This window comes from Sporosarcina sp. FSL K6-3508, from assembly GCF_038615825.1.
Lineage (GTDB): Bacteria > Bacillota > Bacilli > Bacillales_A > Planococcaceae > Sporosarcina > Sporosarcina newyorkensis.
Map to the genome: position 1 here is coordinate 239,917 of NZ_CP152016.1, position 12,589 is coordinate 252,505.

A 12,589-nucleotide genomic window follows, 5' to 3' on the forward strand; every position below is an offset into this window, starting at 1 on the left:
GATAAACACATGAAAGGATGTTGAACATGACACAGTTTGCAACGATTGTAAAAGGCCTTATGAGCACAAACTTTTCATTAGATAAATCAGCGTCTATTCTGGTATTGACAGATCGAAGTACTGAAAATGTTGGTCGTAAGTTTGAAGGTGCATTAAGAGCGGATGAATGGAACGCGGATCTGTACGTAATGGAAGATCGAACTAAATCAGGCGAGGAGCCACCTAGTGAAGCCGCGAATCGTATGTTGAATTTTGATATGGTCTTTTGTCTTACCAAGCATTCCTTGACACATACTGTTGCACGTAAACAGGCGAATGCCAAGGACATTAGTGTAATTACAATGCCGGGAATCACAGAAGATATGTTTTTAAATGGTGCTTTGCGTGCGGATTACGGAAGAGTAGATCGGGAAACAAAGGAAATGACAGGGAAACTGAATGCTCATCAACAAGTGACTATTTATACTGGCGAAAATCATAAATTAACCATACCAATAGGAAAGAGACAAGGTATCGCGAGTACTGGAGTGTTTAAAGAAAAAGGAATGTCTGGAAACTTACCTTCTGGGGAGGCATATATCGCTCCATTAGAGGAGAAATCCGAAGGAACTATTGAAATCAATGGCTCCATTGCTGGAATTGGTTTGGTTCAAGAACCCATTGTCCTAACAATAAAAAAAGGTCGATTAATAGACGCAACTGGGGGAGATGGAGAAAAACTGCTAGCTTTATTAGGCCGAGAAAATGGAAGGCTGCTGTGCGAACTAGGTATTGGAACAAACCACGCCGCGCGCATAACCGGAAAAATTTTGGAGGATGAAAAAGCCTACCAGACTGTACATATCGCTTTTGGTTCTAACCACACATTTGGTGGAACCATAGAATCAAATGTTCATATCGACTGTGTAACAAAACATCCTCGGCTTGAGTGGGATAAATAATTTATCTTGATTAAAATGATGTTAAGGCAATTTTATTGCCTTAACATCATTACTGAAATTTAAATACGGCTATATCAAGTCGATCCCCAATCAACTACAATTACTCACTGAATTTCTTAAGCAAGTATTCCAGCCCGTCACCGTCATAATAATTATCATCGCTTATGATTTACTCAACCTCCAACTGAACATCATTCATAACCGCAATTTTCCAATCACTGTCCAGGAACAGTGATTCCTACCATAATGGCTTCGCCTCTTACTTTTTAGAGTGTATAAAAATATATTGTTTCTCACTAGCTTATTTAAGAAATCGTTTAACTTTTTGTTTTTCCCTCTCCCTAATTCCTAGAATGACAACTGGCTCTTAGTCTTTTTTAAACTTGAAGACTCTCAATATGACTGCATTACACTTTACCTAAGCCCAACCATATCACTAGGCGATCACATACTATAGGCAGTGAAGAGGTGGTGAAGAGTGGAGAAGCAACAACTAATCCGTGATGAATCATTTGAGGTGGAGCAACGGGAGTGGAAGGTGAGGCAGCGCAAGGAACGAGGGAAGCAATTGCTGACAATTGTCTCACCTATATTTCTCTTGTTGCTATGGGAAGTATTATCAAGGACCGGAATACTGGACATTCGATTTTTCCCTCCACCAAGCACAATTGTTCAAACATTTTATGACATGATCGTCAGCGGAACGATGGCCCAGCATGTAGGCGTGTCGCTGTACCGGATTTTCATCGGATTTTTGGCAGGCGTGATCCCGGGTATCATCATCGGTTTGCTGATGGGCCTGTATTCCCCAATACGGCACTTTGTCCAGCCAATTGTCATGGCACTCATGCCGATTCCAACACTGGCATTGCTTCCGATTATCATTATTTTATTTGGTATCGGAGATTTATCGAAAGTCGTAACAATTGCGGGGAGTGTATTTTTCCCAGTAGTGATCAACACGGCGGCTGGTGTGCTGAACATTGATAAAATTTATTTGGATGTCGCGAATAATTACCAAACGAGCCGGCGAGATTTCTTTTTCAAAATTGCTCTTCCCGGATCGCTGCCAGTTATGCTCGAGGGAATCCAAATGGGGCAGGCGATTGCACTACTGACGATTGTGGCAGCAGAAATGATGGGGGCCACTTCGGGAATCGGTTATTTGATCTGGACTTCCTATAAGGCCTTTCTATTGCCCGAGATGTATGTCGGTCTGATCCTTATCTCCTTTTTTGGCTATTTATTTTCGCTCATCTTGCGCGCCCTTCAAAATAAGTTATTGCCATGGAGGTGAATGAAATGGAGGGGAAGCCTAAAATTACCGTGGAAGGACTCATGAAGGCTTTTTACAAGAAACAAGGAAGTGTTATTGCGCTCGAGAATATTTCGCTGACCGTGGAAGAAGGTGAGTTTGTTTGCCTTGTTGGTCCTAGTGGTTGTGGTAAGACTACACTTCTGCGTATATTAGCCGGACTGGAACAACCGAGTGTGGGGAGTTTTACGATTGCGACGGAACGAGATGATCGGCCGTTGCAATCGATGGTCTTTCAGGAACGAGGTGTCATTCCTTGGTTGACGGTTCGTGAAAATGTTGCCTTCGGACTAAAAATGCGCAAATTACCGAAAGCATTCATTGAGGAGCGAACGAACTTTTATTTGAAGAAAACGGGTTTGGAGCGGTTTGCTTCTTTATATCCCAAAGAACTGTCAGGAGGTATGAAGCAGCGGGTGAGTATTGCGCGAGCCTTTGCGAATGATCCCGAGATCTTATTGATGGATGAACCGTTTGGCGCGCTTGATGAACAGAATCGATTCATTTTGCAGGAAGAGTTGCTGAGTATTTGGGCAGAAACGAGGAAAACGGTACTATTTATTACGCATAGTATCGATGAGGCGCTCTTGCTTAGTGATCGCATTTTATTGATGGGGGCGCAACCGGGCAAGATCATTGATGAAATCATTATCGATAAGCCGCGGCCTAGAAAGATTGAAGACATTCGGAAAGATCCTGAAATGGCAGCAAAGTTTATTGAGATCTGGCATCACTTACAGGAAGAAGTATTGAAATCCAGGGAATAAACGATAAAAGGAGAGATGGTGTGGGGAAGTGGATGAAGAAGGCGGGTTGGATCAGTATCCTATCAGCGGTTTTGATCGTCGGGGCATGCTCGCCAAAAGAAGTTGAAAAGCCGGCGTCAGACGATGGTAAGCCGAAGTCTGGTGATTTGACGCCGCTTGAGAAACCAGCAAAAGTTTTCATAGCGGAAGACGGAGCGGCTTCAGGGGCGGGCTTCTATATCGCGAAGGAAAAAGGATACTTTGAAGACTATAATATTTCCGTTGAGTTTGCTGACTTTGCCAATAGTGATGACATGCTGCCAGCGTTGGCTGCAGGAGAAGTAGATATTGCAGGCGGTGTATCCACAGCGTCCTTCTTCAATGCGATTGCACAAGGGATCGACGTCCGGATCATTGCGGATAAAGGACATAATATGCCTGGAAAGTCGTACTTCAGCTTTGTTATCGGCAATCATATGGTAGATGAAATTAAAGAATATAGTGATTTCAAAGGCAAGAAGATCGCGGTTTCTTCGCGTAATTCAATAGACGGATATATTTATCAAGAGATGCTGAAGCATGCGGGCTTGACGGAAGAGGATGTAGAGTATGTGCACATAGCAGATTTCGGCGCTATGCTTGGGGCAATCGACTCGGGAACGATTGATGCTGCGCTTAATATTGAGCCGCTCATCGCACAAGGAATTCACCAAGGCTTTCATGTACGTTTTGGGGATGCGACCGATTATGCGCCAGAGTCACAGATTGCAATGGTTTTGGCTTCTCCACAGTTCATGGAGAAAGAGGAGTTGTCGCTGCGTTTCATGGCTGCCTATCTGAAAGGGGTCCGTGACTATAATGATGCCTTCTTTAAAGAGAAAGGGAAAGAAGAAATCATCGATATTATGGTGAAGCATACGGCGCTGAAGGATCCTGAGTTATGGGAGCGAGTATTTGTGACAGGGCTGGATCCAAACGGCAAGATGTTTGTGGATGATATTAAGAAACAGTATGAGACATACAAAGCGAATGGTGCGATCCGTGGGGAAATCGATTTCGACAAGTCTGTAGATCCATCGCTAGTGGAACGGGCGATTAAAGAAATTGGTGTGTATGAGGAATAAGATAAGTGGAGCTGTCCGAGAAGTCATTTTCACCTGACTTTTCGGGCAGTTTTTGTTTCCAGTGATTGCGGGAAGAGGAAATGTGCGGTGCGCAGATGGTTTGGTGTGTTCTGTAGACGGTTTGGAGCGGTGCGTCTTGTTTAATGTTCGGAACCAGGAGTTTTTGGTTCGGTGCAACAATGCTTTCGTTCGGTCTGTCGGCTTATTGGTGCGTTCCTCTGGCTTGCTTAAGCATGTTAGAAAGTACCATTGCTGACTTTTAAGAAAGCTTTATTTTATAAAGATTACACTTCTTGAAATTTGAAAATATTCTATAATAGCCACAAAAAACATGCTAAACTGAAAAGACTGATAATCGGAAGAATGGTGGATGAAATGAAAAGATACATAGGAGAAATCGGACTGACAATTACCGCAATCATCTGGGGCAGCGGGTTTGTCATGAGTGCGTTGGCGCTCGACTACTACACCCCATATCAAATTTTGGCGGTGCGGTTTACGATCGGAGCAATTTTATTGGCTTTGGTGTTCCATAAGCGATTGCGTAAAGTAGAGAGAAACGTTTTATGGAAGGGTGCCGTGCTCGGCTTTTTATTGTACGCAGCCTTTGCGCTTCAGACAGTTGGATTGCAATTCACGACACCTTCGAAAAATGCTTTTTTGACAGGTGTCAATGTAGTAATCGTGCCATTTATCGCCTTCATTTTATATAAACGGAGGCTTGATACGTTTGAATTGTTCGGCGCGGTTTTAGCGCTTCTCGGTGTGGCGGTATTATCACTGCAGTGGTCTGCCGGTGTGAATTTCGGAGACGTGCTGACACTCGGATGTGCTGTGCTGTTTGCCTTCCATATTTTCTACACAGCAAAGTTTGTGCGGACAGTGGATCCGATATTGCTGACGCTTTTGCAGATGGCGTTCGCAGCAGTGATTGGTTGTTTGACTGTCATTGGATTAGGCGAAACGTCATTCTCGATGGTTTCATCAGGAATGGGGGCTGTAATCTATTTGGCTGTATTTTCAACGACCATAGCGTTTTTAATGCAGACGATCGCACAAAAGCATTTATCGGAGACGAAGGCAGCAATTATTTTATCGACTGAATCGGTATGGGGGATGGCCTTCTCCGTAGCTTTGGCGTATGAAGTCCTGACCTTCCGCATGTTCCTAGGTGCATTGCTCATATTTGTAGCCATTTTATTATCTGAAACAAAGCCGCAGTTTTTTAGGAAGCGCAATGTACAGCACGTAAACGAGCGGAAAATATAAAAAAGGGCAGAACTGTCCAGCAAGTCAGCGCAATGTGACTTCTGTGACAGCTCTGCTTTTATCTTTATTCAGCAGAAGTCTTCACCTCTTTAGGCGGTGTGATGAATGCAGTTTTATTTCCTGTTCAGCGGGTATTCTAACGCCCGCTGAACAATAGAAGTACGCAGGCTAAGATCGCCACATCCTGTGGCAATGCCTGCATGACCTACTTCCTGTAGGCCTAAGCCTCCGGCGGATGTCACAGATTTTGAAAGGAGTGAATCGAGCACGATCGATTCAAAATCTAGACGCAATTGATTATTTTGCGGCTAATGCCGTCTGATAACTATGCAAGGACATACCACCAATGATGACCAGTACGCCGACCAATGAAAGTGCACCTGGCAAAGGCAAGCTGAGAAGTACCATTTCACCAAGCATCGCGAAGATCAATTCGACGGATTGTGTAGCTTCGACGGCCGCGAGCTTGCCCTGATCATGCTGTACCATATCGGTAGCCATGAAAAAGAGAGAGGTCGCAATGACACCTGAGCTGACGGCGACGATCACTGACTGCACAACTTGGCTGGTGGAAGGAAGCCCTACGGTTGCCCAGGCATAGAGTGCCATGACAAGCCAAAATGGCAGTGTCATCAACGTCATCGCCAGAACACGTTGGAACATATCAAGCCGGCCGCCGAGCAAATCCATCATTTTCCGATTGCCGAGCGGGTAGGCGAAAGCGGCCATTACTAACGGTAACGTACCGAGCAAAATAATTTTGGTCGATACACTGTTCGCGTGTGGAATTTGAATTAACACTACGCCGACTAGTATAATCAATGAAATAATTAAGGAAGCCTTTGGAATCCTATGACGGATTGTTCGGAGATCACCAGTTTCGGTTTTCGCTTGAAAGGTGAAAAACGGAGCCAGCAAAACACCTGCCACAATGGTCATTTGCCATGTCCCCGCTACTAACCAGCCCGGACTATACCCTGCTGAAAACGTCAGTGGGCCGTAAAAAAGAACAAACGCAACAAAACTCCAAATAAAAAAAGGTCGAGGAGCGGCAGTCATTTCGCGTTTCATTCCAGATAATCCGCCACGCATCGCCACAATGACGAAAAGAAACGGCACCATGAAGAAATAGCGCAGAGCAGCACTCCATAACCAACTGCCGCCATCGAGTTCCATAGATCGATTCAAGACAAACGTCACAGCAAAAAAGAGTGCCGATAAAACTCCGATGCCAATCGCTTTCATCTGATTAACCGCGCTGTTCTTGTAGTTTCAAAGCTTCGATGATGACTTGAGTGGCTTTTACCATCGTGTCTGCCGAAATGAATTCATACTTGCCGTGATAATTCTCCCCGCCTGTGAAAACGTTCGGAGTGGGCATGCCCATATACGATAATTGAGATCCGTCCGTGCCGCCGCGGATTGGTTCGATTTTTGGCTCGATTTCCAAATTGCGATAGGCATCTGCCATGATGTCGACAATCTCGATAACGGGCTCAATCTTTTCGCGCATATTAAAGTATTGGTCAGTCAATGAAAGCTCTACTGCATGTTTCCCATATTTCTCTTGAAGACGGGCCGCAGTATCTTGAACCAGCTGTTTTCGAGCCTCGAACGCATCCCGATCAAAGTCGCGGATAATATACTGATAGGTCGTCTTTTCCACAGTGCCCTCTGCTTCCATTAGATGAATGAACCCTTCATAATTCGCTGTTTCTTGTGGGATTTCATTCTCAGGCATTGCTTCTTGGAACTCTGCAGCGATCAATAGGGAGTTGACCATTTTTCCTTTGGCGGTGCCGGGATGTACGTTGGTCCCATGGAATGTCAGCACAGCCCCCGCAGCGTTGAAGCTTTCATACTGCAGTTCTCCGAGCGGACCGCCGTCCATCGTATAGGCGAACTCTGCGCCGAATCGCTCGACATCGAATTTATGCGGGCCACGTCCAATTTCTTCGTCCGGCGTGAAACCGACACGCACTTTACCGTGTTTGATTTCAGGATGCTCCACTAAGTATTGCATAGCAGTCATGATCTCTGATATACCTGCTTTGTCGTCTGCACCAAGCAAAGTCGAGCCGTCGGTTGTGATGAGCGTATGCCCGAGGTAGTTTTTCAACTCAGGAAAGGCTTCTACGGTCATGATGGTAGCTTTATTTAACTGGATGTCTTTGCCGTCATAGCGATCGATGCACTGTGGGCGTACATCCTTGCCTGTATAATCTGTCGCAGTGTCGACGTGCGCCAGAAATCCGACTGTTGGGAGTTCTTTTTCCGTATTGGCCGGTAAAGTGGCGAATAAATAGCCGTTTTCATCCAATGATATCTCTTCTAAACCGATCTCCGCCAGTTCTTTTTCAAGCATATGCAATAAATCCCACTGTCCTGCCGTAGACGGTGTCGAATTAGAATCGGCATCAGACTGCGTATCAATTTTTGCATAGCGAATTAAACGTTCAATCAATTGTTCTTTCAATAGACAAACTCCTCTCTAAATTGCGAATGCTTTCATTTTAACAGAAGGTCTAGTCAAATACGTAGGAAATGAAACAAAAAGAACCGGACAACTCGTCCGGTTCTTCTGACATTAACTAAATATATTAATCGTCGTGATAATGATAGGCATCGATACGACGTCAATCAAGAATGCGCCGACAATAGGCACGATCAAGAACGCTTTACGTGAAGGACCGTATCGTCCTGTGACCGCTGCCATGTTGGCCATGGCATTAGGCGTCGCTCCCAGACTATGTCCTGCAAAACCAGCGATCATGACTGCAGCATCGTAATCTTTTCCGAGTAAACGGAACAAAACGAAAATCGCAAATAGTACAACGAAGAGTACTTGTACGAAGACGATAACCAGTAATGGCAAAGCCAAACCAGCGACTTCCCATAGTTTGATGCTCATCAATGCCATAGACAAGAAGATACCAAGAGATACATCACCGATCAAGTTGATGCTTGTCATATGAACCGCATCGTCCTTGAAGCGATCGACTATATTACGTACAATTACTGCGACAAACATTGCACCGACGTAGCCAGGCATAACAAAGCCAGTTAAACTGGAAAATAAATCACCAATAAATGTTCCACCTGCGATACAAGCTGTGATCAGCAACACTTGCGTCAGGAAATTATCCGTATTGATCGGTGCTTCATGCGCTTCTACCGAATAGGCGGCTTCATGCTCGACTTCTGTAGATTTCAAGTTGTGTTTATTGATTAAGTATTTGACGATTGGCCCGCCGACGAGACCGCCAGCGACAAGACCAAACGTAGCGGCCGCAATCCCGATGGACAGAGCGGAGTCAATACCGAGACTTTCCAATGTTTGTCCATAAGCTGTTGCACCGCCGTGGCCGCCTTCCATCGAGACGGCGCCTGCCATCATACCGATAAGCGGATGCAGATTAAATAAATAGGCCATTGATACACCGATGACGTTTTGCACCAAAGCCAAAAAACCACATGCGATCCAATAGACGATGAGTAATTTCCCACCCAGACGAATCAGGCTGAAACTTGCACCTAAACCGACTGTCGTGAAAAACGTTAACATGAATAAATTTTGCAAAGAAGTATCCAATTGGAAGCTCAAAAGGTCAGTTGTCTTCAAAATAGTCGCAAAAACGGCAAAAAGCAACCCGCCTACGACAGGGGCGGGTATGCAGAATTTTTGGAGAACTCCGATTTTACGTACTAGGAGAGTTCCGATTGTTAGAAGTGCTAAGGCTAAAAACAGTGTCGTAATTTGGTTTAACTCAATCGTCATGTAATTCTTCCTCTCAGCAATGCAACGATTGCTTCATTAGTTAAGTAGGCACCCAGTTTGACTGTTTGGTTTTGATGGTCAAGTGCTGGATTAATCTCTGAGATGTCAAATGAAAGGGTTTTCTTATGAGACGCTACGGTTTGGATAAACGTCCGTACGATGAGAGGATCCAATCCAAATGGAGAAGGAGCACTCACCCCGGGAGCATAGGCCGAATTCAATACATCAGAACACAATGTTAACAAAACATAGTCCTGCTTTTCAATGAAAAAGCTGATTTTCTGTAAGATTTCGTCCATAATACCCGATGTGATTTCTTGTTCTGTCACATATGACACGCCTTGTGCGTCAGCTTCGTCAAATAATATATCTGTATTTCCAAACTCCTGAATGCCGAGCACCAAGTATTCAACGTTTTCATCCGTGTCAAGCATTTGTTTGAACATCGTTCCCGAGGATGGCTGCTCGTCATAGCTGCGCAAGTCGAAATGCGCGTCGATATTAACGACGCCTAGTTTCGCATCAGGACCGATAAATTCCCGAACGCCTAGGTAGTGTCCGTATGCGGTTTCATGGCCGCCCCCTAAAATGACAGGGCACGCATTTTTCTCCAAGCTGTCTCGAACGGCGGCACCTAATTCAGCTTGTGCCTGTTCGAGTTGATTACCTTCACAAACTATTGTACCCACATCCATCAGCTGGCATTCAGCAGGCATGCGCCATGGGAGTTTTGCCAATTCACTCCGCAAGGCATTTGGCCCTTCTGCAGCTCCAAGTCTGCCATTGTTGCGTCGTACGCCTTCTTCTGAAGAGAAGCCGATCAGCGTGCATGTCTTATTGTTGACTCTTTCTTGAGGAGCGGAAAGTTGTATCACTTGATGCATACGAAATGCGGCTCTGTTCGTCTCGCTGTCAGTTCGACCTGACCAGAATTTTTCATTAGTTTGAATTAACAATATACTTCATCCTTTCGGGCGTGTTACTCTTATTATAGTGGTCTGCATTTATAAATTCTAATACATCTTTTTCATGAATTCATGCTTTAAGGCTATAGGTGAGAGAAGAATGAATGAAAATTAAGCAATCACCGTATTGGAATGCTGCTCGGTCGTGTTATAGAAGTCGTTGCAAAAAGACGTCCTATCTATAAAGCGGATGGAAAGGAATTGACTCTATGAATAAATTTTTGTTTGGCTTTTTAGTGGTTGTTACGACTGCATTGATGGGATCTTCTTTTGCGATCGGCAAAATTGGGTTGGAGTATTCCTCACCTTTACTATTGGTGGCCTTGCGCTTTTCCATTGCGGGAATCATTATGGCAATAATCGTAAAAATACTAAAAAAACCACATCCCAAAACGTTTGGAGAGTGGAAGTGGCTGGTGCTGATTGGTTCGTTACAGACGGCTGCTGTGATGGGGTGTATTTTTATTGCGTTACGGACAATCACTTCCGGTGAAACTTCTATCTTGACGTTCACCAATCCGCTTCTAGTTGTGGTGATCGGTACGCTTGTACTGCGAATTCATTATCGGCTGCAGCAATGGCTTGGCGTAATTTGCGGGTTATTTGGTGTGTTTATTACGATGGGCGGACATTTGGATCTGAAGGTAGGTACAGTGCTTGGCTTCTTATCTGCCGTGGCGTGGGCGTGTGCTACACTCATTGTCAAAGTGCATGGCTACCGTTTTGATACCTGGGTGATGACGGCATATCAAATGCTTTTTGGGGGGCTCATCTTATTTGTCGCTAGCTTTTTATTGGAAGAGCCATTTTTCGAAGTGAATGCTTTATCATTAGTGATTTTAGGATGGCTGGCGATTGCTGCCTCCATTGTCCAGTTCTCGATCTGGTTTTATTTATTGCAGACCGGCAATCCTGAGCGGACGAGCGCGTTTTTGTTTCTTGCACCGTTTTTCGGTACATTGACGGGCTGGTTATTGTTGGACGAGAAGTTGTCGTTTTCATTGATCGTCGGTGGATTGCTAATCTGTCTAGGGATTTTTCTTGTAAACTGGAGGAGTAAGCGAGAATTGGGCAAGTTGCCGACTTAAGGGGCTGTGGGTTTATTGATAAAAAATAGCCTTGCATAGTAAAGATGCAAGGCATGAAAAATAGATTACTCTACCGTATAATTTTTGTGTGCAACAACAGTCATATTGGAAGCAGCGCCAATTTGTTCCGCGTCTGCCTCAGAAATTTTGACGATGACGGAGTTTTCGAGAATCTTGTGTATCGTTCCGGAAACTTCATGTTGATTGCGGTTAAAAGATATGACTTCATCTACATATCGCGAGGCCACAAAATCAGAAATCGGACGATCTTTACGAGGAAATGCCAATCGAATCAACTCCTTCATTAGTGAGGGTCTCATCTGTCGAAGACTTGTCTCTGACAAATGGAATAAAACGTACAATAGCCTACTAGAACTAGTATAACACATCGCGCAAAAAATTTCAGAATAGTAGAAACCTGTCGATTGATAAAGCATTTGGTTGACAGTATACCACTCAGGGTATAATCTATACATAATGCGAAGGAAGGTGAGACATATGGAGTACGATGATAAAGTGAAAAATCGGTTGAAACGTATAGAAGGTCAAATTAAAGGCGTGTTGCGTATGATGGAAGAAGGTAAGGATTGCAAAGAAGTCATTACCCAATTATCGGCCAGCCGTTCTGCGATCGATCGCACAATAGGTGTTATCGTGAGCTCTAATTTGATTACCTGTATGCAAAATCTAGAAGAAATGGATGATCGTTCCCACGAATCGATTATTAATGAAGCGGTGGATTTGCTTGTAAAGAGTCGCTGATAAAATAAGCTTGACTCTTTTTTTATAAAGTGTAATATACCCCTATAGGTATATAAAGTTTTGAAAAGAAAGGGATGAGAACATGACAGAACAAAAGAAAACAACAATCGTGCTGTTTAGCGGCGATTATGATAAAGCGATGGCTGCTTATATTATCGCGAATGGAGCGGCTGCATACGATCATGAAGTCACGATCTTCCATACATTTTGGGGATTGAATGCATTGCGAAAAGATGAGCCAATTCAAAGTAAAAAAGGGTTTCTTGAGAAGATGTTTGGTAAAATGATGCCGCGTGGCGCCGATAAAATGGGTCTTTCCCAAATGAATTTCGCTGGGATGGGTCCAAAAATGATTAAACATGTGATGAAGAAGCACCAAGCTATGCCATTACCTGAGCTGATTGACCTGGCCATAGAACAAGACATTAAATTGATCGCCTGCACGATGACGATGGATTTGCTTGGTCTCAGTCAGAAAGAATTATTGGAAGATGTGGATTATGGTGGTGTAGCTGCTTATTTAGGTGAAGCACAAGATGGCCAGGTAAATTTATTTATTTAATAAATTTTTTCAAATTAATATACCCCATGGTGTATAGGA

Annotated in this window: 13 protein-coding genes; 8 read left to right on the plus strand and 5 right to left on the minus strand. The window is 44.1% G+C overall.

Annotated elements, in window-relative coordinates; genetic code table 11:
• The first annotated feature begins 26 nt into the window (after positions 1–26).
• From MKX97_RS01120 to MKX97_RS01140, 5 genes are all read left to right on the plus strand, one after another.
• Positions 27–941 (plus strand): aminopeptidase, encoded by a 915-nt coding sequence (locus tag MKX97_RS01120; RefSeq protein WP_040758659.1) that lies wholly within the window; start codon positions 27–29, stop codon positions 939–941.
• 478 nt (positions 942–1,419) lie between these two features.
• On the plus strand, positions 1,420–2,238 hold the full coding sequence (locus MKX97_RS01125; protein ID WP_009766533.1) for an ABC transporter permease: 819 nt from the start codon (positions 1,420–1,422) through the stop codon (positions 2,236–2,238).
• 5 nt (positions 2,239–2,243) lie between these two features.
• On the plus strand, positions 2,244–3,023 hold the full coding sequence (locus MKX97_RS01130; protein WP_009766532.1) for an ABC transporter ATP-binding protein: 780 nt from the start codon (positions 2,244–2,246) through the stop codon (positions 3,021–3,023).
• A 32-nt stretch (positions 3,024–3,055) separates the two neighbouring features.
• Positions 3,056–4,126 (plus strand): ABC transporter substrate-binding protein, encoded by a 1,071-nt coding sequence (locus MKX97_RS01135; protein ID WP_009766531.1) that lies wholly within the window; start codon positions 3,056–3,058, stop codon positions 4,124–4,126.
• 375 nt (positions 4,127–4,501) lie between these two features.
• Positions 4,502–5,395 carry a DMT family transporter gene (locus tag MKX97_RS01140; protein ID WP_342536714.1) on the plus strand — a complete coding sequence of 298 codons (894 nt, stop codon included), beginning with the start codon at positions 4,502–4,504 and terminating at the stop codon, positions 5,393–5,395.
• A gap of 297 nt (positions 5,396–5,692) precedes the next feature.
• Here the strand turns inward: MKX97_RS01140 and MKX97_RS01145 are convergent, their stop codons facing one another.
• The 4 genes from MKX97_RS01145 to hutG all read right to left on the minus strand — a co-directional run bounded on the left by MKX97_RS01145 (position 5,693) and on the right by hutG (position 10,129).
• Complete coding sequence (locus MKX97_RS01145) at positions 5,693–6,640, minus strand: multidrug resistance efflux transporter family protein (protein WP_342536715.1); 948 nt, start codon at positions 6,638–6,640, stop codon at positions 5,693–5,695.
• 4 nt (positions 6,641–6,644) lie between these two features.
• A complete protein-coding gene (gene pepT, locus MKX97_RS01150) occupies positions 6,645–7,871 on the minus strand; it encodes a peptidase T (protein WP_342536716.1) in 1,227 nt (408 codons plus the stop codon).
• A gap of 111 nt (positions 7,872–7,982) precedes the next feature.
• On the minus strand, positions 7,983–9,173 hold the full coding sequence (gltS, locus tag MKX97_RS01155; RefSeq protein WP_342536717.1) for a sodium/glutamate symporter: 1,191 nt from the start codon (positions 9,171–9,173) through the stop codon (positions 7,983–7,985).
• Positions 9,170–10,129, minus strand: coding sequence for a formimidoylglutamase (gene hutG / locus MKX97_RS01160; RefSeq protein WP_342536718.1), 960 nt, complete (start codon positions 10,127–10,129; stop codon positions 9,170–9,172). Before hutG ends, gltS begins: the two co-directional genes overlap by 4 nt.
• A gap of 218 nt (positions 10,130–10,347) precedes the next feature.
• Here hutG and MKX97_RS01165 point away from each other — a divergent pair, with 218 nt between their 5' ends.
• Entirely contained in the window at positions 10,348–11,226 is an 879-nt protein-coding gene (locus MKX97_RS01165) for a DMT family transporter (RefSeq protein WP_009766525.1), read from the plus strand.
• A gap of 65 nt (positions 11,227–11,291) precedes the next feature.
• Here the strand turns inward: MKX97_RS01165 and MKX97_RS01170 are convergent, their stop codons facing one another.
• Entirely contained in the window at positions 11,292–11,531 is a 240-nt protein-coding gene (locus tag MKX97_RS01170; protein WP_009766524.1) for a DUF2187 family protein, read from the minus strand.
• A 193-nt stretch (positions 11,532–11,724) separates the two neighbouring features.
• Between MKX97_RS01170 and MKX97_RS01175 the strand changes: the two genes are divergently transcribed.
• Complete coding sequence (locus MKX97_RS01175; RefSeq protein ID WP_009766523.1) at positions 11,725–11,988, plus strand: metal-sensitive transcriptional regulator; 264 nt, start codon at positions 11,725–11,727, stop codon at positions 11,986–11,988.
• Between the two features lie 82 nt (positions 11,989–12,070).
• Positions 12,071–12,550, plus strand: coding sequence for a DsrE/DsrF/DrsH-like family protein (locus MKX97_RS01180; protein WP_009766522.1), 480 nt, complete (start codon positions 12,071–12,073; stop codon positions 12,548–12,550).
• Positions 12,551–12,589 lie beyond the last annotated feature (39 nt).

What these genes read in the sequence shown, in the direction of transcription:
- MKX97_RS01120 (WP_040758659.1), top strand. Translation starts at nt 27, where the DNA reads ATGACACAGTTTGCAACGATTGTAAAAGGCCTTATGAGCACAAACTTT.
- MKX97_RS01130 (WP_009766532.1), top strand. Translation starts at nt 2,244, where the DNA reads ATGGAGGGGAAGCCTAAAATTACCGTGGAAGGACTCATGAAGGCTTTT.
- MKX97_RS01135 (WP_009766531.1), top strand. Translation starts at nt 3,056, where the DNA reads ATGAAGAAGGCGGGTTGGATCAGTATCCTATCAGCGGTTTTGATCGTC.
- MKX97_RS01140 (WP_342536714.1), top strand. Translation starts at nt 4,502, where the DNA reads ATGAAAAGATACATAGGAGAAATCGGACTGACAATTACCGCAATCATC.
- MKX97_RS01145 (WP_342536715.1), bottom strand. Translation starts at nt 6,640, where the DNA reads ATGAAAGCGATTGGCATCGGAGTTTTATCGGCACTCTTTTTTGCTGTG.
- gltS (WP_342536717.1), bottom strand. Translation starts at nt 9,173, where the DNA reads ATGACGATTGAGTTAAACCAAATTACGACACTGTTTTTAGCCTTAGCA.
- MKX97_RS01165 (WP_009766525.1), top strand. Translation starts at nt 10,348, where the DNA reads ATGAATAAATTTTTGTTTGGCTTTTTAGTGGTTGTTACGACTGCATTG.
- MKX97_RS01170 (WP_009766524.1), bottom strand. Translation starts at nt 11,531, where the DNA reads ATGAAGGAGTTGATTCGATTGGCATTTCCTCGTAAAGATCGTCCGATT.
- MKX97_RS01175 (WP_009766523.1), top strand. Translation starts at nt 11,725, where the DNA reads ATGGAGTACGATGATAAAGTGAAAAATCGGTTGAAACGTATAGAAGGT.
- MKX97_RS01180 (WP_009766522.1), top strand. Translation starts at nt 12,071, where the DNA reads ATGACAGAACAAAAGAAAACAACAATCGTGCTGTTTAGCGGCGATTAT.